Origin of the sequence: Streptomyces sp. NPDC001339 (genome assembly GCF_042895955.1) — a bacterium.
Taxonomy (GTDB): Bacteria; Actinomycetota; Actinomycetes; order Streptomycetales; family Streptomycetaceae; genus Streptomyces.
The window spans coordinates 147,063-169,461 of sequence record NZ_JBIAWT010000001.1; the positions used below are offsets into that span (position 1 = coordinate 147,063).

19 protein-coding genes are annotated in these 22,399 nt (G+C 72.5%); 3 read left to right on the top strand and 16 right to left on the bottom strand.

Translation table 11 applies throughout. The annotated features are described in order from the left end of the window. Positions 1 to 119: 119 nt before the first annotated feature. Complete coding sequence (locus tag ACFY12_RS00605; protein WP_390714325.1) at positions 120 to 434, bottom strand: cupin domain-containing protein; 315 nt, start codon at positions 432 to 434, stop codon at positions 120 to 122. 149 nt (positions 435 to 583) lie between these two features. Between ACFY12_RS00605 and ACFY12_RS00610 the strand changes: the two genes are divergently transcribed. After that, positions 584 to 1,633 carry a GlxA family transcriptional regulator gene (locus tag ACFY12_RS00610; RefSeq protein WP_390713509.1) on the top strand — a complete coding sequence of 350 codons (1,050 nt, stop codon included), beginning with the start codon at positions 584 to 586 and terminating at the stop codon, positions 1,631 to 1,633. Positions 1,634 to 1,726: 93 nt separating this feature from the next. On the opposite strand, the gene ACFY12_RS00615 is transcribed toward ACFY12_RS00610, so the two are convergent. From ACFY12_RS00615 to ACFY12_RS00630, 4 genes are all read right to left on the bottom strand, one after another. After that, a complete protein-coding gene (locus ACFY12_RS00615) occupies positions 1,727 to 3,145 on the bottom strand; it encodes a sugar porter family MFS transporter (RefSeq protein ID WP_390713510.1) in 1,419 nt (472 codons plus the stop codon). A gap of 331 nt (positions 3,146 to 3,476) precedes the next feature. Beyond that, positions 3,477 to 7,130 carry a chromosome segregation protein SMC gene (smc, locus tag ACFY12_RS00620; RefSeq protein WP_390713511.1) on the bottom strand — a complete coding sequence of 1,218 codons (3,654 nt, stop codon included), beginning with the start codon at positions 7,128 to 7,130 and terminating at the stop codon, positions 3,477 to 3,479. A 325-nt stretch (positions 7,131 to 7,455) separates the two neighbouring features. Next, positions 7,456 to 7,659 carry a hypothetical protein gene (locus tag ACFY12_RS00625; RefSeq protein ID WP_033266895.1) on the bottom strand — a complete coding sequence of 68 codons (204 nt, stop codon included), beginning with the start codon at positions 7,657 to 7,659 and terminating at the stop codon, positions 7,456 to 7,458. 382 nt (positions 7,660 to 8,041) lie between these two features. Then, entirely contained in the window at positions 8,042 to 8,323 is a 282-nt protein-coding gene (locus ACFY12_RS00630; RefSeq protein WP_066937103.1) for an acylphosphatase, read from the bottom strand. 177 nt (positions 8,324 to 8,500) lie between these two features. Here ACFY12_RS00630 and ACFY12_RS00635 point away from each other — a divergent pair, with 177 nt between their 5' ends. Continuing rightward, positions 8,501 to 9,442, top strand: a complete 942-nt coding sequence (locus ACFY12_RS00635) for a CAP domain-containing protein (RefSeq protein ID WP_390713512.1) — start codon at positions 8,501 to 8,503, stop codon at positions 9,440 to 9,442. Positions 9,443 to 9,481: 39 nt separating this feature from the next. Here the strand turns inward: ACFY12_RS00635 and mutM are convergent, their stop codons facing one another. From mutM to ACFY12_RS00680, 9 genes are all read right to left on the bottom strand, one after another. Continuing rightward, on the bottom strand, positions 9,482 to 10,432 hold the full coding sequence (gene mutM, locus ACFY12_RS00640) for a bifunctional DNA-formamidopyrimidine glycosylase/DNA-(apurinic or apyrimidinic site) lyase (protein WP_390713513.1): 951 nt from the start codon (positions 10,430 to 10,432) through the stop codon (positions 9,482 to 9,484). Positions 10,433 to 10,622: 190 nt separating this feature from the next. After that, a complete protein-coding gene (gene rnc / locus ACFY12_RS00645; protein WP_390713514.1) occupies positions 10,623 to 11,459 on the bottom strand; it encodes a ribonuclease III in 837 nt (278 codons plus the stop codon). A gap of 19 nt (positions 11,460 to 11,478) precedes the next feature. Further along, a complete protein-coding gene (gene rpmF, locus ACFY12_RS00650; protein ID WP_028802425.1) occupies positions 11,479 to 11,652 on the bottom strand; it encodes a 50S ribosomal protein L32 in 174 nt (57 codons plus the stop codon). A 2-nt stretch (positions 11,653 to 11,654) separates the two neighbouring features. Further along, positions 11,655 to 12,254, bottom strand: a complete 600-nt coding sequence (locus tag ACFY12_RS00655) for a YceD family protein (protein ID WP_390713515.1) — start codon at positions 12,252 to 12,254, stop codon at positions 11,655 to 11,657. Positions 12,255 to 12,491: 237 nt separating this feature from the next. After that, entirely contained in the window at positions 12,492 to 13,616 is a 1,125-nt protein-coding gene (locus ACFY12_RS00660) for a cell division initiation protein (RefSeq protein ID WP_390713516.1), read from the bottom strand. A 129-nt stretch (positions 13,617 to 13,745) separates the two neighbouring features. Continuing rightward, positions 13,746 to 14,228, bottom strand: coding sequence for a pantetheine-phosphate adenylyltransferase (gene coaD / locus ACFY12_RS00665; RefSeq protein WP_390714326.1), 483 nt, complete (start codon positions 14,226 to 14,228; stop codon positions 13,746 to 13,748). Positions 14,229 to 14,254: 26 nt separating this feature from the next. Further along, a complete protein-coding gene (gene rsmD / locus ACFY12_RS00670; RefSeq protein ID WP_390713517.1) occupies positions 14,255 to 14,854 on the bottom strand; it encodes a 16S rRNA (guanine(966)-N(2))-methyltransferase RsmD in 600 nt (199 codons plus the stop codon). Positions 14,855 to 15,022: 168 nt separating this feature from the next. Beyond that, positions 15,023 to 18,037, bottom strand: coding sequence for a helicase-related protein (locus tag ACFY12_RS00675; protein WP_390713518.1), 3,015 nt, complete (start codon positions 18,035 to 18,037; stop codon positions 15,023 to 15,025). A 148-nt stretch (positions 18,038 to 18,185) separates the two neighbouring features. Beyond that, on the bottom strand, positions 18,186 to 19,907 hold the full coding sequence (locus ACFY12_RS00680; RefSeq protein ID WP_390713519.1) for a DAK2 domain-containing protein: 1,722 nt from the start codon (positions 19,905 to 19,907) through the stop codon (positions 18,186 to 18,188). 233 nt (positions 19,908 to 20,140) lie between these two features. On the opposite strand from ACFY12_RS00680, the gene rpmB reads away from it, so the two are divergent. Further along, complete coding sequence (rpmB, locus tag ACFY12_RS00685) at positions 20,141 to 20,326, top strand: 50S ribosomal protein L28 (protein WP_043266286.1); 186 nt, start codon at positions 20,141 to 20,143, stop codon at positions 20,324 to 20,326. A 143-nt stretch (positions 20,327 to 20,469) separates the two neighbouring features. Here the strand turns inward: rpmB and thiD are convergent, their stop codons facing one another. Then, complete coding sequence (gene thiD, locus ACFY12_RS00690) at positions 20,470 to 21,306, bottom strand: bifunctional hydroxymethylpyrimidine kinase/phosphomethylpyrimidine kinase (protein ID WP_390713520.1); 837 nt, start codon at positions 21,304 to 21,306, stop codon at positions 20,470 to 20,472. A 54-nt stretch (positions 21,307 to 21,360) separates the two neighbouring features. Next, positions 21,361 to 22,329 carry a thiamine-phosphate kinase gene (locus tag ACFY12_RS00695; RefSeq protein ID WP_390713521.1) on the bottom strand — a complete coding sequence of 323 codons (969 nt, stop codon included), beginning with the start codon at positions 22,327 to 22,329 and terminating at the stop codon, positions 21,361 to 21,363. Positions 22,330 to 22,399 lie beyond the last annotated feature (70 nt).

Sequence of the window (22,399 nt, forward strand, 5' to 3'; positions counted from 1 at the left end):
GACGCGGCGCCGGATCGCCCCCCGCGATCCAGCGCCACATCAGCCCACGTCCCCTTCGCCGCCTGCCTGGCGAAGGGGACGTGGGCTATGCCGGCCGCTCCCGCCGGACGAGGTGCTCGTCAGCCCTCGGGGTAGAACACGAAGAGCGTGCAGCCGGTCTCCGAGCGCGGAATGTGCCAGGAGCCCGCGGGCGCGTGCAGGAACGAACCCGCCGGATGATCGCCGAAGCCGTCGTTGAACGTGCCCGAGACGACGAAAACCTCCTCCGGCCCCGGCTCGTGCACATCGATCCGCTCCCAGGCGCCACCCGGGTCGATCTCCAGTACCTGGGCCTTCGCCCCGTTGTCCCCCGTCCACAAGGGACGGATCCGGACGCCGGGGAAGAGCTCCTTCACCGGTGCGCCGGCCACGTCCGACCACACGTAGCCGGCCATCTCCTGACCGCTGACCGGGGTGCGGTGCGGCAGGTTCCGCTGGTTGTCGCGCTGCTGCTGTGTGCTGTGCTGGGTCATGTCCCCACCCTCGCCGTGCGGCCGCCCGCCCCTCCAGCGTCAGAAAAGACGTGCTGGGGTACTTTCCTGCCATGGTTGCCGTGGATGCCGGGGATTCAGCTGATGCCAGGGGCGCGGAGCGCCCCGGTGAGGACGGCGGCGGACCGCCGCACCGCGTGGTGGCCCTGGTCCACCCGCCCCAGGGGCCCTTCGAACTCGGCTGTGCCGCCGAGGTCTTCGGCACCCGCCGCACCGGCCTGTCCACCGCCTACGACTTCACGGTGTGTACGGAGGTGCCGGGCCCGGTACGGACGACAGCCGGTTACGACATGCTGGTCGCCGAGGGGCTGTCCGCGCTGGCGTCGGCGGACACGGTCGTCATCCCGGGCTGGATCCCGCCGGACGAGCCGCTGCCCCCCGCCGTGCGCGAGGCCCTGCTCGGCGCGCACGGCAACGGCGCCCGCCTGATCACCCTCTGCTCCGGCGTCTTCGCCCTGGCTCAGACCGGCCTGCTCGACGGCCGCCGGGCGACCACCCACTGGGCGCGGGCGGCCGGGCTGGCGGCGCGTTTCCCCCGGGTGCGGGTCGACCCGGGGGCGCTCTACATCGACCACGGCGACGTGGCCACGAGCGCGGGGGCGGCAGCCGGGGTCGACCTGTGTCTGCACCTCGTACGCACCGACCACGGCGCGGCTCACGCGGCCAGGATCGCCCGTCACATGGTCATGCCGCCACACCGCGAGGGCGGCCAGGCCCAGTACGCGGCACCGCCCCCGGCGGACCCGGTGAACCCCGCGCGGGCCATGGACGAGTCGCTGGCCCCGCTGCTGGAGTGGGTGTCGGGCCGGCTGTCCGAGCCGGTCTCCGTCGAGACCATGGCCGGACGTCTGCGGGTCTCCGAGCGCACCCTGGCCCGCCGCTTCGCCGACCAGCTCGGTACCAGTCCCGGCCAGTGGCTGCTGGGACGGCGGATCAACGTGGCCCGGACTCTGCTGGAGGAGACCGATCTGCCCGTCGAGGCGATCGCCCTGCGCGTCGGCCTGTCCTCGGCGACGAACCTGCGGCGCCGCTTCCAGCAGGCACTGGGCACGACCCCGGGGGGCTACCGCAGGACGTTCCGTACGGCGGGCGGCCGTCCCTGAGCGGCGCGAGAAGCCCGCAAAAAAGCTACTGCCCCGGCTCGCTCGTCGAGCCGGGGCAGTACCAGTACTGAGGAGAAGGGCTGGCGGGGGGTGTTAGCCCATCTCCTCCAACGCCTTGCCCTTGGTCTCCTTCACGTACTTGAGCACGAAGGGGACCGAGAGCAGGGCGAAGATCATGTAGATCACGTAGGTACCCGAGAGGTTCCATTCGGCCAGGCTCGGGAAGGTGGCCGTGATGGCCCAGTTGGCGATCCACTGCGCGGAGGCGGCGACGCCCAGCGCGGCGGCGCGGATCTTGTTCGGGAACATCTCGCCGAGGAAGACCCAGACCACGACGCCCCAGGAGAGGGCGAAGAAGAGGACGAAGCCATGGGCGGCGATCAGGGCCACGGTGCCTTCGAGGGACGGCAGAGTGCCGGCCGCGGTCTTGGCGGAGAAGGCCCAGGCCTCCAGGCCGAGCGCGACGGCCATACCGACAGAGCCGATCAGGGCCAGCGGGCGGCGGCCGATCCGGTCCACGAAGATCATGGCGATCACGGTGCCGATGATGTTGATGATCGACGTGGTGAAGCTGTAGAAGAACGAGCTCGCGGGGTTGATCCCGACGGACTGCCACAGCGTGGACGAGTAGTAGAAGGCGACGTTGATGCCGACCAGCTGCTGGAAGACCGACAGTCCGATACCGACCCAGACGATCGGCAGGAAGCCCATCTTGCTGCCGAGGAGGTCCTTGAACGTCGACTTGTGCTCGCGGCGCATCGCGTCCTGGATCTCGGTGACCCGGGTGTCGAGGTTGACGGTGTGGCCCTCGACCTCGGCGAGCACCTCCTTGGCACGGGACACCTTGCCGACGGAGATGAGGTAGCGCGGCGACTCGGGGATCGCGAAGGAGAGCAGACCGTAGAGCACGGCCGGGACGACCATCACGCCGAGCATCCACTGCCAGGCCTCCAGCCCGGCGACAGTGCCGCGCTGGTCGCCGTCGGCGAGGTTGAGGATGCCCCAGTTGACGAGCTGGGAGACGGCGATGCCGATGACGATCGCGGCCTGCTGGAAGGAGCCGAGCCGGCCGCGGTAGGCGGGCGGGGAGACCTCGGCGATGTAGGCCGGGCCGATGACCGAGGCCATACCGATCGCGAAGCCGCCGATGATCCGCCAGAAGGCCAGGTCCCACAGGGCGAACGGCACGGCCGAGCCGACCGCGCTGATGGTGAAGAGCACCGCCGCGATCTGCATCACACGGATCCGGCCGATCCGGTCGGCGATCCGGCCGGCGGTGGCGGCGCCGATGGCGCAGCCGATCAGCGCGACGGCGATGACCTGGGCGAGTACGGCGGATCCGACGTCGTAACGGCTGCGGATCGCCTCGACGGCACCGTTGATGACGGAGCTGTCGTATCCAAAGAGAAAGCCGCCCATCGCGGCAGCCGCGGTGATGAAGATGACGTGGCCGAGGTGGTCGGGATGGGCCTTGCGGCCTTCCGGAACCGTCGGCTGCGCGGTGCTGGTCAACGTGAACTCCAGTGGCCCGGCTGCGCTGCCGGGCGTCGGGGGCTGGCCCTTCCAGTGGTGCACAGGTGGGGGGTGGGGACCACTTGAAGGTAAAAGCAACGTTGCAGAGACTATTCCTTCAAGTTTCGAAGTCAATAGGGTGTGACGGATTCGTTTTCCCCCGAGTTCAGGGGACGTTCTTTCAAGTTATGAAGCGATACGGAACTGACGATCTGTCGGGTACTCCGTGCGACCGCACCGCTACGGAAGAGCGGGAATGCGGGAGAGAGGCGGGAGAGAGGTGGGAAAGAGGGACGGCTGAGGAGAGGCCTGAGGAGCGGGCCGGACAGAGTCAGCGCAGCCGCTGACTGATCACCTTCGAGACGCCGTCGCCCTGCATCGACACCCCGTAGAGCGCGTCGGCGACCTCCATCGTGCGCTTCTGGTGCGTGATCACGATCAGCTGGGAGGCCTCCTGCAGCTCCTCCATGATCCGGATCAGCCGCTGCAGATTGGTGTCGTCCAGCGCCGCCTCGACCTCGTCCATCACATAGAAGGGGCTGGGCCGCGCCTTGAAGATGGAGACCAGCAGGGCCACCGCGGTCAGCGAGCGCTCCCCGCCCGAGAGCAGGGAGAGACGCTTGACCTTCTTGCCCGGCGGGCGCGCCTCCACATCGACCCCGGTCGCCAGCATGTCGTCCGGGTCGGTCAGGACCAGCCGCCCCTCGCCGCCCGGGAAGAGCCGCGCGAAGACGCCCTCGAACTCCCGCGCGGTGTCGTGGTACGCCTCGGTGAAGACCTGCTCGACCCGCTCGTCGACCTCCTTGACCACCCGCAGGAGATCCGCCCGGGTCTTCTTCAAGTCCTCAAGCTGCTCGCTGAGGAACTGGTGCCGCTCCTCCAGCGCCGCGAACTCCTCCAGCGCCAGCGGGTTCACCTTCCCGAGTCGCTGATACGCCCGCTCGGCGGCCTGGAGCCGCTTCTCCTGCTCGGCCCGTACGAAGGGCACCGGCTCGCCCGCGACAGAGCCGTCCTCCCCCGCGGTGCCGGGTGGCGTCTCCCCCGCCGTGCCGGACGGCGTCCCGTCCTCCGCCGGCGACGACGGGGGTACGGGCTGATCGGGGCCGTACTCGGCCACCAGCGCGGCCGGCTCCACCCCCAGCTCCTCCAGCGCCCGGTTCTCCAACTGCTCGATCCGCAGCCGCTTCTCCGCACCGAGCACCTCGCCCCGGTGCACCGAGTCCGTCAGCTTGTCCAGCTCGGACTTCAGCTCCCGGGCCGCGGTGCGCTCGGCCGCCAGCGCCTGCTCCCGTCCGGCCTTGGCCCGCTCCGCGGCGGCGCGCTCCTCCTCGGCCCTGACCACCGACTCCTCGATGTGCGCCAGCAGCTGCCGGGCGCCGGAGGCGACCGCGCCGGCCACCTCCGCCTCGTGCCGCAGCCGGGCGCGCCGCTGCTCGGCCCGCGCCCGCGCCTCCCGCTCGTTGCGCGCCCCCCGGTCCAGTGCGTCCGCCCGTCCGGCCAGCGCCTTCACCCGCTCCTCGTGGGTACGCGCCTGGAGCCGGGCCTCCATCTCGGTCTGCCGGGCATTGGCCCCGTCGGCCGCCAGCCGGTCCCGTACCGAGGTGTCGGGCTCCTCCTCGGCGGCGCCGGTGTCCTCCTGGGCCACCGCCAGCCGCTCGGCCAGCTCCTCGGCCTCCTCGGTGGCCCGTTCCAGCGCCTCCTCGGCCCTGGCGGCCGCCGCGGCGGAACGCTCCGCCTCGTCCGCGGCCGCCCGCGCCTGCCCGGCGAGCCGTCCCAGGTCCCCTGCGACCTTCGACTTCGCGCGGTCCGCCGCCCGGCACCGCTCGGCCAACTCCTCGACCAGTGCGGCACACTCCGTACGCCGCCCGGCCGCGGTCCGCTGCGCCTCGGCCAGCCGGTCGCACTCCGCCGCCAGCTCTTCCAGCTCGGCCGCCGCCTCGTCGACCGACGCCTGGACCTCCAGCAGGCTCGGCGCGCCGGCCGAACCGCCCTGGGCGAAGTGCGTCCCGAGCAGATCGCCCTCGCCGGTCACGGCGGTCAGCCCGGGCCGCGCGGCCACCAGGTCCTCGGCGTCCTCCAACGTCCCGACCACCACGATGTCGCGCAGCAGCCGGGCCACCGAGGCAGTCAACTCCGGCGGCCCCTGGACGAGTTCGGCGGCCGGTACGGGCGCGGAGCGGGGGCCGGGGATCCGCGCGGCACCGCCGGGCACCGGGCCCGTACGTCCCGCCCCGTCCGCCTCCGGGTCGACGGAGGCCAGGTGCGACCCGGCGCCCAGCACCATCGCGGCCCGCCCGGCGTCCTGCTTGCGCAGCAGCCGGATGGCGTCGGCGGCGGTCGCCGGGTCGGTGACGGCGACCGCGTCCGCCGCCGCGCCGAGGGCGGCGGCCACCGGGATCTCGAAGCCGGGGGTGACGGTCAGCAGTTCGGCGGCCGGCCCGAGCAGCCCGCTGAGCCGGTCGGCCGCGGCCAGCAGGGCTCCCGTGCCGTCCTTGCGGCGCAGCCCGAGCGCCAGTGCGTCGTGCCGGGCGGCGGTCGCGGCGCGTCGGCGCTCGGCCGTGGTCAGCGCCTCCCGTGCGGCGGTCAGCGCGGCCTCCGCCTCGGCCAGGTCCCGGCGGGCCGCGGTATGCCGCTCCGCGGCTTCCGCGTCGTCCGCGTCCAGCCCGTCGACCTCGGCCCTGAGCTGCTCGTACGCCTCCTGGGCGGCGGCCGCCCGGCTCCGGGCGCCGTCCCTGGCCTCGGCGAGCCGGCCGATCTCCGCCCGGGCGGAGGCGGCTCGTCCATGGGCGGCGGTGACCTGTCCGCCGAGCCGGGCCAGGCCCTCGCGCCGGTCGGCGAGGGCCCGGGCGGCGTCCCGGAGCCGGTGCTCCTCCTCGGCCAACTGCCGCTCCAGTCCGGCCCGGTGCTCGACGGTGTCCTCCAGCGCCCGGTGCGCCGCCTCCAGCGCGGCCGTCAACTCCGCCTCCTGCTGACGGATGCGGGCCGCCTCCCGCTCCATGTCGCCGGGGTCCCGCCCCTGCCGCTCGTCCGGCGGGGCCGCCGTGGCGCTCCTGACCCGGGCCTCGGCCAGCGAGATCGTGCCGCGCACCCGCTCGGCCAGCTGCGACAGCTCGTACCAGGTCTGCTGGGCGCGCTCCACCCGCGGGGTGAGCGTGCGCACCTCCTCCTCCAGCGCGGCCTCCCGCCGCTGGGCGGTGCGCAACCGCTCCTCGGCGGCCTGCTTGCGTTCCTTGAGCGCCGCCTCGTCGGCGATTTCGGCCCGCAGCGCCTCGCGCAGGGTGACCAGGTCGTCGGCGAGCAGCCGCAGCCGGGCGTCGCGCAGATCGGCCTGGATGACGGCGGCGCGCCGGGCCACCGCGGCCTGCCGGCCCAGCGGTTTGAGCTGGCGCCGCAGCTCGTCGGTGAGGTCCTGGACGCGGGCGAGGTTCGCCTTCATCGCGTCCAGTTTCCGCAGCGCCTTCTCCTTGCGCTTACGGTGCTTGAGGACGCCGGCCGCCTCCTCGATGAAGGCGCGGCGGCCCATCGGGTCGGCGTGCAGCACGGAGTCGAGCTGGCCCTGGCCGACGATGACATGCATCTCCCGGCCGATTCCGGAATCGGAGAGCAGTTCCTGGATATCGAGCAGCCGGCAGGTGTCCCCGTTGATCTGGTACTCGCTGCCGCCGTTGCGGAACATGATCCGGGTGAGGGTGACTTCGGCGTACTCGATGGGCAGCGCGCCGTCGGAGTTGTCGATGGTGAGCGAGACCTCGGCGCGGCCGAGCGGCGGCCGCCCGGTCGTCCCGGCGAAGATGACGTCCTCCATCTTGCCGCCGCGCAGCGACTTGGCGCCCTGCTCGCCCATGACCCAGGACAGCGCGTCCACGACATTGGACTTGCCGGAACCGTTGGGGCCCACGACGCAGGTGATGCCCGGTTCGAAGCGCAGCGTCGTGGCGGAGGCGAAGGACTTGAAGCCTCGCAGGGTCAGACTCTTGAGGTGCACGCCGTGGGACTCTACCGGCCGCTCCCGGGAGGACGATCCCCACATTCCGGTCCGCCGCCGGTCCGGCCCCCGGCCGGGTACGGGCCCCGGGTATACGGGGCCGTTCGTTTTCGGTTTCGCCGGGGAAAGGGCAGGGCACACCATCCGGTAAGGAACGGACGGCCCGGCTGACATGGCATTCGGGATCGGAAGACGTGCCGGAATCGAAGAGCCGGATACGGCGCCCCGGATACGACGAAGGGACGCCGGAGCGTCCCTTGAGATCTTGAAGAGAGCGGTGCCTCAAGCGGCTGACGAGCAGCCCTACCGGCCCTGGAGCGAGGGGTCAGGTGAGCGCGGGCTCCGCCTGGGGTACGTCGATGTCGAGCACCGACTCGTCGCGACGTGCGGCAGCGGACAGCATGTCGTTCTCGGCCTGCATCCGGATAAGTTCGGATTCAAGGTCTTGAACGCGCTGCTGGAGCCGCCGCATCTCGGAGAGGACTCGGGGGTCGGAGCCGCCGACGTAACCGAGAAGCGCCTTTGCCATGATGGATGGTCCTCCACAATGAGTGACCGACCGATGCGGTGTGGGTCGTGAGGGATTCGCACCCGCGGCTTGTCATTCTCTGTGGTGTACTCAATGCCAAACAGCTAAGGTGCGCGGGGATTCCAGAGTCTCACCAAACGGTTTGACGGTCAACACGATCACGCCCCGTATCCTCGGGCACCTGAGAGTGCGCGGCCGCGAGGGCGCGGCGCCGACTCCCCAGAAAGGTCCCGCGGGGGCGTAGAGATCATCCGTACAGCGGCAGCCTTGCACGGGTCGGCCGAGTTGGCAACCACCAGGCCTTATCTCCCGTAAGCAGCTGACGAAGTCGCACCGCCGAGACCGCCGGTAACCGGCGCGCGGAGGGTTTCCGAGGCCCGTATCAGCGGATCTCGAAGCCGTCGTAGCCGCCCCGGGGCGTGTCCCAGATCTCAGTGACTCCGTCGACCCGCCCGGGCGTGTCTCCGGTCCGCAGCCACTCCAGCAACTGATCGCATCGGTCCTTGGGGCCCTCGGCGACCACCTGGACGCGGCCGTCGCCGAGATTGACCGCGAAGCCTGCGAGTTCACCGATGCGCAGGGCGTTGGCGCGGGTGAACCAGCGGAAGCCGACACCTTGGACCCGGCCCCGCACCCATGCGGTCACACGGACATCTTCGTTCATGTGTGCACGTTAACCGGCCAATTGCTCAGTGGGCACTTCGCCCCCTTGCGTCATGGCGTACAGTCCCGCGACAGCGCTTCACCCTTTCGGGTGAGCTGTGTTGACGCCGAGGAAGACTGTGCGGCGGTAGCCGCTCCAGGGGAGCCGGTGCGTGCGCCGGGGGAAGGACGACCGCGGATGGGCCGCCATCGACGCTCTGCCCCGCAGGGGCCCGAAGCCCCTGGCGCGCGGCTTTCTGACGCTCCGACGGGAACGCGGACCGGTGCGCCGGCCGCCGCGGCCCGGCCCCGCTCCCACCGCGCGGCGCGCGGCCACGGCGCGGCACCGCTGCGCACCGGGCTGCTCGGCGCGTCCGCGGCGGTGGCGATGGGGGCCGTGGCGGTGGCGTCCGGACTGATCCCGGGCGACGGCCGGTTCGACGGCGGGACGGGCGACGACCACGAGCGCGTCCGCACCGGCGCCCTGCCGGGGACCACCGCGCCGCTGAGCGGCCGCTCCGCCACGCCCGCCGACCGCGCCTCCGAAGAGCCGGGCCATGGCACAGGCCGCGCCACCGCCCCGGACTCCGGCCGCCCCACCACCCCCATGACGCCCTCGACGTCCCCCTCGCCCGGGCGGACCGCCAAATCCCCCACCGCGGGGCCCGGTTCGCAGCACACCGCCGAGCCCACCGGGCGCCCGTCCTCCGCCGCCCCGAGCCCCACCGCGTCCCCGCCGGAGACCCCGGACGCCCCGGACACCCCGCCACCCGCCGCGGACCGGGTGCTGGACCTGGTCAATCAGGAGCGCGCCCGGGCCGGCTGCTCCCCGGTGGCCGCGGACCGGGAATTGGGCGCGCTCGCCCAGCGGTTCAGTGACGACATGGCGCGGCGCGACTTCTTCGGTCACACCGACCCGGACGGCGACACCCCCTGGGACCGCGCCCGCGACCTGGGCATCGGCAACCTCGGCGGGGAGAACATCGCCCGCGGCCAGGCCGACGCCGAAGCCGTCATGGAGACGTGGATGGACAGCCCCGGCCATCGCGCCAACATCCTCAACTGCGAGTACCAGGCCCTCGGGGTCGGCGCCCACTTCGGTCCGGGCGGCCCCTGGTGGACCGAGGAATTCGGCTTCTGAGCCGGCCGTACCCGCCCCGGAGCCCCGGCGCCGCCGCGATCAGGCGCGGGGCGGCCGCTGGCAGCGGGGGCAGAAGTAGCTGGAGCGGTTCATCCAGGGGCGGCGGCGGATGGGGGCACCGCAGCGGCGGCAGGGTTCGTCCTCGCGCCCGTAGGCGTCCAGCGAGCGGTCGAAGTAGCCGGACTCGCCGTTGACGTTGACGTAGAGGCTGTCGAAGCTGGTGCCGCCGACGGCGAGCGCGGCGTTCATCACGTCCCGTACGTGGCCGAGCAGCTCGGCGGTGCGCGGGCGGGTGAGGGTGGCGGTCGGCCGGTCGTAGTGCAGTCTGCTGCGCCACAGCGCCTCGTCGGCGTAGATGTTGCCGACGCCGCTGATCAGCGTCTGGTCGAGCAGCGCCCGCTTGACGGTGGTCCGGCGGCGGCGCAGCGCGGTGTGGAAGGCGGCGTCGTCGAAGGCCGGGTCGAGCGGGTCGCGGGCGATGTGCGCGATGGCGTCGGGCAACTGGTCGGGGTCGCCGGGAACGGTGTCGTGCAGCGAGAGGCCGCCGAAGGTCCGCTGGTCGACGAAGCGGAGCTCGGTGCCCTCCGCCCCGGCAGGGGCCGGTGTCACCGTGTCGGCGAACCGGATACGGATGCGCAGATGCTTCTCGACGGGGGCGTCCTCCGGCTGGACCAGCAACTGGCCGCTCATGCCGAGGTGGGCGAGGACCGCCAGGCCGTGGGTGACCGAGGGCGTGACGATCGGGGCGATGCCCTCGGCGGCGGTCTGCGCGGCCGGGCCGCCGCCGGTCACCGGAAGCCAGAGGTACTTGCCGCGCCGGTGGGCCGCGCCCATGCGCAGGCCCTGGAGCCGGGCCGCGAAGTCGGCGGCACCGGCCGGGTGCCGGCGGATCGCGCGCGGGTGGAGCACCTCGACTTCGGCGATCGTCCGGCCGCTGACCCAGCGCTCCAGTCCGCGGCGGACAACCTCGACCTCGGGCAGCTCGGGCACGGACGCTCCTCGGGACAGCGGATCAGCGGGGTTACGGGTTACGGGTTACGGGTTACGGGTTACGGGTTACGGGTTACGGGTTACGGGAGGGAACGGCGGCGGGGACGGGGACGACAGGGGCGGCCGGAAAGACTTCTGACCCCGTACGACGCGGCGTGCGGCCGCCCCGTACGGGGTCAGAAGCGGTGTTTCAGCTCGACGGCGGGGTGCCGCCGGGAGCAGGAGCCGAGTCCTTGCCGCCGGGCGACGCACCGTCGCCGGAAGCTGCCGCCTTGGCCGCCTCGTCCGCCGCGGCGCGGATGGCGCGCCACGCGGACTCGGCCGCCTGCTGCTCGGCTTCCTTCTTGCTGCGGCCGGTGCCGGTGCCGTACGAGACACCACCGACGCGGGCGGCAGCAGTGAAGGTCTTCTCGTGGTCCGGGCCGGTCTCGCTGACCAGGTACTCCGGGACGCCGAGACCTTCGGTCGCGGTGAGTTCCTGGAGGCTGGTCTTCCAGTCCAGGCCGGCGCCCAGACCCGCGGACTTCTCGATGAGCGGGTCGAAGAGCCGGTGTACCAGCTCTGCGGCCGCGTCGAGGCCCTGATCGAGGTAGACCGCGCCGATCACCGCTTCAAGGGTGTCGGCGAGGATGGAGGCCTTGTCCCGGCCTCCCGTGCCCTCTTCGCCCCGGCCGAGGCGGATGAAGGCACCGAGGTCGAGGCCGCGCCCCACCTCGGCGAGCGCGCGCGAGTTGACCACCGCGGCCCGCAGTTTGGCCAGCTGGCCTTCCGGCAGGTCGGGGTGGGTGCGGTACAGCGTGTCCGTGACCACCAGGCCGAGCACCGAATCCCCGAGGAATTCCAGCCGCTCGTTGGTGGGCAGACCGCCGTTCTCGTACGCGTACGAGCGGTGCGTCAGCGCACGCACCAGAAGGGCGGACTCGAGCTTGTACCCGAGCCGCCCTTCCAGAAGCGTGAGAGACGAGGCCGTGTCCGCCGGAGTCGGGTCATCCCCGCAGGTGCGGGAAGTCGATGTGGCGTCTGACATAGAGCCTGTCACCAGCCGCTCAGACCTCGAGGACCTGGCGCTTGTTGTAGGTGCCGCAAGCGGGGCACGCGATGTGCTGCTGCTTCGGCTCGTGGCAGCGCTCGCACGCCACCAGGGTGGGGACCGCAGCCTTCCACTGCGACCGGCGGTGGCGCGTGTTGCTGCGCGACATCTTCCGCTTCGGAACAGCCACGGCTACTTCTCCTGCTTCTCGTCGACGCCCGCTTCGGCGCCGCCCATGTTGTCCTTCTCGCCGTCCTTGACGGTCCCGGCGAGTCCCTGCAGTGCCGCCCAACGGATGTCGACGGCGTCGTGGTGGTGGTCCGGGTCGTCCGCCAGCCGCACTCCGCAATCGGAGCACAGGCCCGGGCAGTCGTCCTGGCACACCGGCTGCATGGGCAGTGCGAGCACTACCGCGTCACGCAGCACGGGTTCGAGGTCGAACAGGTCGTCCTCGAGGAAGAGGGTGTCCTCCTCGTCCTCGGCGTCGTCACCGGCGTCCTTGTCGTGAACGCGGGTGTCGGCGTCGGGGTAGGCGAACAACTCCTGGAAGTCGCTGTCGAGCTCTCGCTCCAGCGGCTCCAGACACCTTACGCACTCCCCCTTGACCGTTGCACGGACGGTGCCTGTGACAAGCACCCCGTCCATGACCGATTCCAGGCGGAGGTCGAGCTCGATCGGGGCGCCCTCGGGCACTCCGATGACCTCGTTGCCGAGGTCCCGGGGGGCCTCGGCGGAGCGGGAGAGCCGCTTGAGCGCACCGGGCCGCCGGCCCAGCTCACGTGTGTCGAACACGAGAGGGGAACGGTGGTCGAGGCGGGCGTTGATGGCTTCCTGCTTTCTACGGGGTCGTCGCGCCGCCCGTACACCGCCGGTGAGGACACCGTCGGGATTCGGGCAGCAGGGATCGCGAGAATACGCGCGACCGAAGAGCCAGGATACTGGACCGGCCCCGATAGGCCCAATCCGCACCGGACGTACCCGGCCGCACCGCGGTACCGCGCGGCGGGCCGTCCACGGGCACCGGACCGCCTACGGGCGGCGGCCCTCCTCGTACTGCCGCAGCTGATCCAGGTTGATCATGCTGGTGTCGAAGAGGCTGGTCTCGTCCAGCGCGCCGGGCTGCGCGGTGTGGGCGTGCCCGCCCTGCTGCGGCACTTGCTGCTGGGGGTAGGCGTTCGGGTCGTAGCCCTGCTGATGAGCCTGCTGGTGGGCCTGCTGCTGCCAGTCGTAGCCGTACGGGTCCTGGTGCTGCTGGGCGTACGGGTCCTGCTGGTAGCCGTAGACGTCCTGCTGCGGGTAGCCGCCCGGGTCCACGTAGTAGCCCTGCTGCGGGGCCTGGAGCGGCTGCTGGTGCGCCTGGGGCTCGGCCTGCCGGTGCCGGTCCGGCGCGGCGGGCGCCGGGGGGTCCTGGTCGGCGCCGATGCCCGCCAGCTCGGCGAGGTAGTCGGCGTCCGCCTGCGGCCGGTGCCCGGACTGCGGCTCACCCGCCGTCGCCATATGCGCCGCGAGGTCGTCGATCGCCCGGGCGCCCTGGAGCTTGTCCCGGCCCCGGCCGACCGCCTCCAGCGTCTTGGCCAGCACGGCGTGGAAGGCGCCGAACTTGGCGTCCACATAGGCGTCGGCACGCTGCCTGAGGACCTCCGGGTCGGCGCTGCGCTCGGGGACCTCGGCGTCCTCGTCCCCGCCGTGCCCCGCCTCGTCGGGCCCGGGGTCGCGGCCGAGCAGCTTCTCGCGGCCGCGGTCGACGGATCCGATGGTCTTGGTGAGGACGACCTCGAAGTTGGCGAGCTTGCTGTCGACGTAGTCGTCGGCCTCGGCGCGGATCTCCTCCGCCTCCCGGCGGGCCTCGGCGAGGATCCGGTCCGCCTCGTCCTGGGACTGACGGGCGACCTCGGTGTCGGAGATCAGCGAACCGCGCTGGGCGTGCGCGGACTCGATGATCCGCTCCGCCTCGGCCCGCGCCTCCTCGACCATCTGCTCCCGCCCGCCGAGCAGCTCCCGTGCCTGCGCGAGGGAGCCGGGCAGCGCCTCGCGGACCTCCTCCAGCAGGGCGAGCAGCTCGGTGCGGTTGATCACGCACGAGGCCGACATGGGCATGGACCGGGCGCCGGCGACGGTCGCGACGATGTCGTCGAGCTTCTTCTGCACGTCCACCTTGGACTCGCCACTCTCTGGGTGTTGGAACGACGGAACGGGACGACTGTACGTCCACGGACCCTCCGTCCGACACCAACTGACGTGGCGTCAGGCGAGGTCCGTGGAGCCGGTGTGCCGGGCGTGCGGTCAGCCCTTCTCGCGCAGGCGCGCGGTGAGGGCTTCGAGGACGCACGGCGGGACCAGGTGGGAGACGTCTCCGCCCCAGGCGGCGACCTCCTTCACCAGGCTGGAGGAGAGGAAGCTGTAGGTGGGGTTGGTGGGGACGAAGAGGGTCTCCACGCCGGAGAGGCCGTTGTTCATCTGGGCCATCTGCAACTCATAGTCGAAGTCGCTGACGGCCCGCAGGCCCTTGACGATCGCGGGGATGTCGCGCTCCTTGCAGAAATCCACCAGCAACCCGTGGAAGGACTCGACCTCGACATTGCCGTACCCGGCGGTGGCGCGGCGGATCAGGTCCATGCGCTCCTCGACCGTGAACAGGCCCTTCTTGGACTGGTTGATCATCACGGCCACATGGACGACGTCGTACAGCTTGGAGGCACGGGCGATGATGTCCAGGTGCCCGTTGGTGACGGGGTCGAACGACCCCGGGCAGACGGCGCGGCGCAACTTCGGTTCCTCGCTCTCCGGTCCGGTCATGACACGCTTGCTGACGTCGTTTCGGCGGACGTCGAAGCGGCGCGACCGTACCAAAGCGTCCCCTCGCCGTAGCGACGGGCCTTGATCGCTTCAAAAGCGTCCGGCCAGGGGAACGCGCCGCCTCGAGTGCTCCGCTCCACGGTGACGAGTGCCTGCTCGGCCAGCCACCCCTGGGCACGGAGTGTGATCAGGATCTCGCACAGGTCCTGGTCGGTCACCGCGTACGGCGGGTCCAGGAAGACGATGTCGTACGGTCCGCCCGCGGCCGGTGCGGCGGCGATCTGCTCGGCCTTGCCGGGCCGTACCTCGACGCCGGGCAGGCCGACCGTGCGGACGTTGTCCCGGATGGTGCGCACCGCGCGGGCGTCGGCCTCGACCAGCAGCACATGCCCGGCGCCACGGGAGAGGGCCTCCAGACCGACCGCGCCGGAACCGCCGTAGAGGTCGAGCACCCGGGCGCCGGCCAGCGGCCCGTCGAGCGACTCCCAGGTGGAGAACATGCCCTCGCGGGCCCGGTCGGAGGTCGGGCGGGTGCCGTTTCCCGGCGGTACGGCGAGGCGGCGGCCGCCGGCCGTACCGGCGATCACGCGGGTCATGGGCCCGTCCTTACGTGGTGCGTGGTCGGTGGGTGGAGCGCTGACGGGGGCCGGCCGGCCTCCGCTCCTCCACGATATTCCGTCGCCCGTCGCCCCGGTGCGTCAGCCCTTCTCCGGATACCTACGGCTCCCGTGTCAGCCCCTCTCCGGATACCTACCGCTCCCGTGTCAGCCCTTGTCCAGATACTGCTCCCGTTCCTCGTCCAGCAGGGCGGACAGGGCGGTCCGCAGCTCCGGGCAGCCGGTCAGCTCGGGGTCGTCGCCGACCAGCGCCGTGGCCTCCTCGCGGGCGGCGGCGATGATCTCCTCGTCGTCGATGACCGTGAGCATCCGCAGCGAGGAGCGGACGCCGGACTGCGCCTGACCCAGTACATCGCCCTCACGCCGCTGTTCCAGGTCGACGCGGGAGAGCTCGAAGCCGTCGAGGGTGCCGGCCACCGCGGCGAGCCGGGCGCGGGCCGGGCTGCCCTCGGGCATCTCGCTGACCAGCAGGCACAGGCCGGGCGCGGCACCCCGGCCGACCCGGCCGCGGAGCTGGTGCAGCTGGGAGACGCCGAAGCGGTCGGCATCCATGATCACCATCACCGTGGCGTTGGGGACGTTCACCCCGACCTCGATGACCGTCGTCGCGACCAGGACGTCCAGCGCGCCGGCGGCGAACCGGCGCATCACGTCGTCCTTGTCGTCCGGCGCCATCCGGCCGTGCAGCACCGCCACCCGCAGGCCGGCCAGCGGTCCCTCGGCGAGCTGTCCGGCGATGTCGAGGACCGCGAGCGGCGGACGCTTCTCGGCCTCGTCCTCCGGTGAACTCGCCTTCGCCGCAGCCCCCTTGGCGCCGGCCGCGCCCTTCTTCGCCCCCTTGGGCGCGTCCTCCTCGTCGTCGCCGATCCGCGGGCACACCACATAGACCTGGTGCCCGGCTGCCACCTCTTCACGGATCCGCTCCCAGGCACGGGCGAGGAAGTGCGGTTTGTCCTTGGCGGGCACCACATGGCTGGCGATCGGGGAGCGCCCGGCCGGGAGCTGGTCGAGGACCGAGGTCTCCAGATCGCCGAAGACGGTCATGGCGACCGTGCGCGGGATGGGCGTCGCGGTCATCACCAGGAGGTGCGGCGTCTGCTTCTCCCGCTGGGTGTGCCCCTTGCCGCGCAGCGCGTCCCGCTGCTCCACACCGAAGCGGTGCTGTTCGTCGACGACGACCAGCCCCAGGTCGTGGAACTGCACCTTCTCCTCGATCAGCGCATGGGTGCCGACGACGATCCCGGCCTCGCCGGTGACCAGATCGAGCAGCGCCTGGCGACGGGCCGCGGCCCCCATGGACCCCGTGAGCAGCACCACTTTGGTCCCCTGCTCGGCCCCGCCCAGCATCCCTCCCTCCGCCAGCTCCCCCATCATCTCGGTGATCGAGCGGTGGTGCTGCTGGGCGAGCACCTCGGTGGGCGCCAGCATCACGGCCTGGCCTCCGCTGTCGACCACGCCGAGCATGGCGCGCAGCGCGACCATGGTGTTGTGGGTGACCGTGAAGTGGTCGGTCACATAGGCGCGTTCGGGGTGCGCCACGCTGATGCACTGGACGGGCTTGCGGCCGACGTACTCGATGGCCTCGATGGCGCGCCGGAAGCCGCCGGTGCCGAGGGCCCCTTCGTCCGGCAGCGCCACGGAGACGTCGTAACCGTATGCGCCGTCCCGTAGGGGGCTCAGCTGCGCCCGGCCGCCCAGGGAGCGCACCAGCCAGGCGAGGTCGGCGGCCAGCGGTGCGGGCACCGCGCGGAACTCCGCGCCGTCCGCCGCCCCCTCTCCCCCGGCGTCCATCAGGCCCCGCACCACGGCCAGCCGGTCCTTGAGGGGCGCGTTGCGGTAGGCGTCCGGGACGCGGCCCCGCCGCTCGGCCGGCAACCGGCCCAGCTCGTTCGCCAGCGACCGGCCCACCTCGTACGGATCGAGCGGCCGGTCCTCGCCCCCGTCGAGGTCGACCGGTACGGCCGGTGCGATGGACCACTTGGGCCGGCCGTCGGCGGTGCGTGGATCGGCGCGCAGCTCACGGGTCGTCAGCACCCGTTCCGCCGCGACGCCGTCCCCGACGATCCACAGGTGCTCGTCATCGCACTCGACGGCGCTGCCGTCCGACAGCACCAGCCGCCACACCTCCCGCTCCCCCTGCGGGAAGACGCCGTCCACCACGGCGAGCTCGCCGCTCGGTACCACCACTTCCGTGCCGACGGTCATCTCCCCCATGGGACGGAAGCCGCGCGGGGTGAGCACCAGGGCGTCCAGCGGCTGCGCCTTGCCGGAGCCCACCTCGCCCTGGAGGAGGCGGTGCATCGGGTGTGCGGTCGCCAGGTCGTCGAAGATCTCCCGGCTGACCTTCTGCTGGCCGTCGGTGAGCGTGAAGGGGAGCTTGGCGTCGAACGCGTCGAGGATGCCGCCCTTCACCGCTTTCCGTGCGACGGCCGGGAGTTGGGTGTCGGCGAGGCGGCGGCGGGCGAGCGCGGCCTGCATCACGAACGCCTCGTCCCACTTGAGCCGGGCGCGGGCACCGGCGACATCGGCCTTGTTCGCCGGCCGGTGGATCTTGAGCAGCGCCTCGGTGAGCGGGAGCAGCCCACGGCTCTCGCGCAGCGCCGGCGGCAGCGGATCGACGGCGTCCTGCGCGCTGGGCAGCACCGCGTCCACCGCCTTGGCGATCTTCCAGGACGCCATCTGCTGGCAGGCCGGGTAGATCGGCATCAGCTGATGGGCGAAGGCGTCCACGGCCTCGCTGTCGGCGGTGCCGTCGAGGAGCTGGTACTCGGGGTGGGCGAGCTGGAGCTTGCGGTTGAAGACCGACACCTTGCCGGCGAACATCGCGCGGCGCCCCGGGAGCAGCTCCTTCTGCGGCTTGTGGATGCCCTTGCCGAAGAAGACCAGCTGGAGGCGGCCGCTGCCGTCGGTCAGCGTCACCTCGAGGCGCTGCCCCCGGCCGGCGTTGAAGGTCAGCGCCCGGGAATCGGCGACCTGCGCGACGACGGTGACGTGTTCGTCCAGCGGGAGGTCGGCGAGGCGGGTCAGCTCACCGCGCTCGGCGTAGCGCCGCGGGTAGTGGTGCAACAGGTCACCGACCGTGTGCAGGCCGAGGTGTTCGGCCAGCACCTTCGCGGTGGTGCCGCCGAGGATTTTCTTCAGAGGTTCGTCGAGCGCTGCCACGCGTCTATTGCACACCACGCCTGTGACAATCGCGCCGATCCCGGCCGCGGGCGCCGCTGCCCGGTGCCGTTCGGTGTCACCGTCGATGCCGTTCGGCGGCGCCGCCGGTGCCGTTCCGGTGCCGCTGCTCCACGCCGATGAGCGGTGGCTACTCCACGCCGATGAGCAGCGGCGCGGCGTACTGACCGCCGTCGTAGACGACCGTGTCGACGGCCAGGTGCCGTTCGCGGACGTGCCGTTCCAGCCGCTCGCCCAGGGAGTCGGGGGCCTCCGCGCCGAGGACCAGGGTCACCATCTCGCCGCCCGCGGAGAGCATCCGGTCGAGGACGGTCGCCGCGGTGCGCACGAGATCCGGGCCGATCACCGCGACATCGCCGTCGATCAGACCGAGGACGTCACCGGCCTGGCAGACCCCGGCCATCGTCCAGGACTGCCGCTCGGCCACGGCCAGCTCGGCGTAGCGGGTGGCGCCCGCCGCCGAGGTCATCGCGACCACGTCCTCGTCGAAGCTGCGGCCCGGCTCGTGCACGGCCAGCGCCGCGATGCCCTGGACCGCGGACCGGGTGGGGATCAGGGCGACCCGTACACCCTCGGTACGGGCCTGTTCGGCGGCGGCTGCCGCGGTATGCCGCAGCTCGGGGTCGTTGGGCAACAGCATCACCTCACGGGCGCGCGCCTGCCGGACCGCCTGCACCAGCTCACCGCTGGCGGGCGGCTCCCCGGGGCGTACGGACACGACGGTGGCGCCCGCTTCGGCGCACAGTCCGGCGAGCCCGGGCCCCGGGACCACCGCGACCACGGCCCGGTCCGCCAGCGCCGGCTCCTTGACCCGGCCCGCGCCGCCGAAGTGGGTGATGCCGATCCGGTACGGGCGGCCCGCCTCGATACCGGCCTCCACGGCGGCGCCCGCGTCGTCGACATGGACGTGGACGTTCCACAGGCCGTCCCCGCCCACCACCACCAGGGAGTCGCCGAGCGCGTCGAGCCGGGCCCGCAGTTTCGCCACGGCGGCGTCCTCGGCCTCCAGCAGGTAGATCACCTCGAAGGCGGGCCCGTCCGGGTCCCCGCAGCCGTCCGCGGCCACCCGGGCGGCGGCCTCGCAGCCGGCCGCCACCGGGAGCGGGGCATCGACCCGTACGGCGACCGGGGTCACCGGGACCTCCCCGGACAGCGCGTCGGCGAGCGCGCCCAGCAGGGCGACGAGGCCGCAGCCGCCGGCGTCCACCACGCCCGCCCGGCCGAGGACCGCGAGCTGCCCGGGGGTCGCCCGCAGGGCGCTGCGGGCGCCTTCGTGGGCGGCCCGGGCGACCTCGGCGGCATCGGCGGCACCGGCGGGGCCCCCGGCCCCGCGGCGGGCCCGCTCGGCGGCGTCGGCGGCCGCGGTGGCCACCGTGAGGACGGTCCCCTCCACCGGGTGCGCGACCGCCTCGTACGTCGCGGAAGCGGCCCGGCGCAGCGCCCGCCGCAGCGCGTCGGCCGAGCCGTCACCCACGCCGTCACCAACGCTGTCACCGGCGCCGTCGGCGGTGCTCTCCGCGCTCTCCGCGGCCGCCAGTACCTCGGTCATCCCGCGCAGCAGCTGGGCCACGATCGTGCCGGAGTTGCCGCGCGCCCCCACCAGGGCACCGTGCGCCATGGCATGGAGGGCATCCGCGAGGCGGGGCACGGTGCCGGCGGAGGCGTGCCCGTCGAAGGCGGCCTCGACCGCGCGGGCGGCCGACTCCAGCGTCAGATAGAGGTTGGTCCCGGTGTCCCCGTCCGCCACCGGGTAGACGTTGATCGCGTCGATCCGCTCGCGTTCCCGGCCGAGCGCCTCCAGGGCCAGCCCGCACCAGGAGCGGACGGCGGCGGCGTCGAGCGGGTACGGCACATCATCCTCCTGGGGTCGCGGGACGCACCGCACAGTAGCCGCGCTGCGACAGGGAGGCCGGAGCGGGGGTCCTGGGTGCGTGATAGTTTCGTTCTGCGGGAGCGGTCGTTGTATGCTGCTCCGGTTGCCCGATGAGAATCGGGCCATTTCCTCTCCCGGCGAAGCCGGTCGGGTAATGCACTCGGCTCGTCGGGTTTTCACCGTAAGTGCATCTGAAGTCTTTGGAGTGACCCGTGGCTGCCAACTGCGACGTCTGCGGCAAGGGGCCGGGCTTCGGCAAGAGTGTCTCGCACTCGCACCGCCGTACCAACCGTCGTTGGAACCCCAACATCCAGACGGTGCGTGCAGTGGTCGGGCGCACGCCGAAGAAGCTGAACGCCTGCACCTCGTGCATCAAGGCCGGCAAGGTCTCGCGCTGACGCCTTAGCCGTAGCGCAGCCCGCCCGGTTGCTTGTGAAGCCGGTCCACCCTCGGGTGGGCCGGCTTCTGCCGTTGCCTCCGGGCCCGGCTTCCGGGCGTCCGGGCTCGGCCTTCCCCGGCTTCCGGGAGCGCGCCCGCCGTATCAGCGCCCGGTACGCAGCCGCCAGCCGTGGTCGACGGGGCCGATGCCCGCGCCCAGCCGGAAGCCGGCCGCGATGGCGCCGGTGACGTAGTCCTTGGCCGCCGCGACGGCCCGGGGCACGGTGTCCCCCTTGGCGAGCCGGGCCGCGATCGCGCTGGCGAGGGTGCAGCCGGTGCCGTGGGTGTGCCGGTTGTCGTGCCGGGTGGCACGTAGCCAGTGCTCCTCGGTGCCGTCGGTGAGCAGATCGACGGCGTCGACCGCGCCGTCCGCGGCGCCGCCGTCCCCGTCCGTCAGATGGCCGCCCTTGATGAGCGCCCAGCGCGGCCCGAAGTCCAGCAGGGCGGCGGCGGCCCCGCGCATGTCCGCCTCCTCCCGGACGCGTACGCCGGTGAGCTGGGCGACCTCGTCCAGGTTGGGGGTCGCGACGGTGGCCGTCGGCAGCAGCTTGGTGCGCACCGTGTCCAGTGCGGTGGCGGCGAGCAGCGGATCGCCGTGCTTGGAGACCCCCACGGGGTCGATGACGACGGGGACGGCCCGTTCCACCAGTTCCGCGAGGAGCTCCGCGACGGTCCCGGCGAGCTCGGCCGAGGAGAGCATCCCGGTCTTGACCGCCTGGACGCCGATGTCGTCGACGACGCTGCGGAACTGGGCCCGTACGGCCTCGGCGGGCAGCTCCCACGCCCCCTGCACGCCCAGCGAGTTCTGGGCGGTGACCGCGGTCAGCACACTCATCCCGTGCGTGCCGAGCGCCAGCATCGTCTTCAGGTCGGCCTGAACACCGGCGCCGCCGCCGGAGTCGGAGCCGGCGACGGTCAGCACGCGGGGCGGTGTCTGCATGCCGCCGAATCTACTCCGTAGCCCCTCGGCGTCCCATCGGCGTCCGCCGGGCGGCTACTCGGCGTCCCCGGTGTCCCCGAAGTGGTCCCAGCCGGCCTTCAGCCAGGGGGCGCCGTCCACCGTCACCTGCGGCAGCGCGGACGGGTGGAGCACCTCGCCGATGACCTTCCACCGGGCGGGCAGCTTCACATCCGGCGGGAAGGTGGCCACGATCGCGTGGTCCTCACCGCCGTTGAGCACCCACTGCATCGGGTCCACGCCGACCGCCGTGCCGATGTCGGACATCTGCGTGGGAATGTCGATCGCGGCGGACCGCAGATCGATCCGGACCTTGCTGGCGTCGGCGATGTGCCCGAGGTCGGCGACGAGGCCGTCGCTGACGTCGGTCATCGCGGTGGCGCCGAGGCCGGCGGCCGCCGGGCCCGCGTGGTACGGCGGCTCGGGGCGGCGGTGCGCCTCCACGAAGGCGCGCGGCGAGCGGAAGCCGCGGGAGAGCACCGCGTGTCCGGCGGCGGACCAGCCGAGCCAGCCGGTCACCGCGACCACGTCGCCGGGCTGGGCACCGGCCCGGGTCACCGGCTCCTGGTTGCGCAGATCGCCGAGCGCGGTGATCGCGACGGTGATGGTGTCGCCGCGTACGACATCCCCGCCGACGACCGCGGCGCCGGCCACCTGGCACTCGTCGCGCAGCCCGTCCATCAGCTCGGTCGGCCAGGTCGCGGGCAGCTCCGCTGGGACGACCAGGCCCAGCAGGATGGCGGTGGGCACCGCGCCCATCGCCGCGATGTCGGCGAGGTTCTGCGCGGCGGCCTTGCGGCCGACGTCGTAGGCGGTGGACCAGTCGCGCCGGAAGTGCCGGCCCTCCAGGAGGATGTCGGTGCTGGCGACCACCCTGCGGTCCGGCGCGGTGACCACCGCGGCGTCGTCCCCCGGCCCGATGCGTACGGCCGGAGTGGAGGTGAGCCGGGAGGTGAGCTCCCTGATCAGCCCGAACTCCCCCAGCTCGCCCACGGTGCCCTTCATGCTGTTGCCCTTCCCATGTGTACGGACGGTCCGTACGTGGCTGACGACTGCGCCGCACTTGCCGAGTTCA